We start from the raw sequence: 677 nt of genomic DNA on the forward strand, positions 1-677 counted from the left end.
TGCTGTGGGTGCGCTATGCGCAGCATCTTTGCGGGGTGTGGCGCTGGCTGCTGCATGCCTGGTTCGCATTGATCGGTGTGTCGGTGCTCACCACGTATCAGCATCACTTTCTGGATATTCCCACCGGGCTCGCGGTGGGCTGGCTATGCGTGTGGATGTGGCCGGAGCGTATCGCTGCACCGTTCGCGCGGGCACGGTTTGCACACGACCTGCGTCGTTGGCGCTTGGCCGTGATGTATCTGGCCGGCGCGCTGGTCAGCGCTGCGCTGGCGCTATGGAGCGGAGGTGCAGGACTGTGGTTGCTGTGGATCGCCCTGGCTTTGCTGCTGGTTGCGTTGAATTACGCGCTGCTCGGGCCGGGCGGATTCCAGAAGCGCAGCGATGGGCGCCTGAGTCTTGCCGCGCGCTGGTTGTATGCGCCGTATCTGATGGCAGCATGGTGCAACTCGCGCCTCTGGACGCGGCGCGCCCCGTCGCCGCGCGCGGTATGCGATGGCGTGTGGCTGGGGCGGATTCCGCTGCCCGGCCAGCGCGACGAGCGTGCTGCGGTGGTGGACGTGTCTGCAGAGCTCTCGTTGTACGCCGCGCAGGCGCAGGACCGTGTGGTGCCGATGCTCGATCTGGTCGCACCGTCGCCATCGCAACTACGCGAGGCGGCGCAGGCGATCGCGCAGGCG

General features: G+C 67.1%; 1 protein-coding gene. It reads left to right on the forward strand.

Features of this window, described 5'->3' with window-relative positions:
- Positions 1-677 (forward strand): protein-tyrosine phosphatase family protein (locus tag CSC70_RS13930; protein ID WP_484573206.1); only part of this gene is annotated, 677 nt, incomplete at both ends.

The sequence above is a fragment of the Pseudoxanthomonas kalamensis DSM 18571 genome (assembly GCF_010211745.1).
GTDB classification, from domain to species: Bacteria; Pseudomonadota; Gammaproteobacteria; order Xanthomonadales; family Xanthomonadaceae; genus Pseudoxanthomonas_A; species Pseudoxanthomonas_A kalamensis.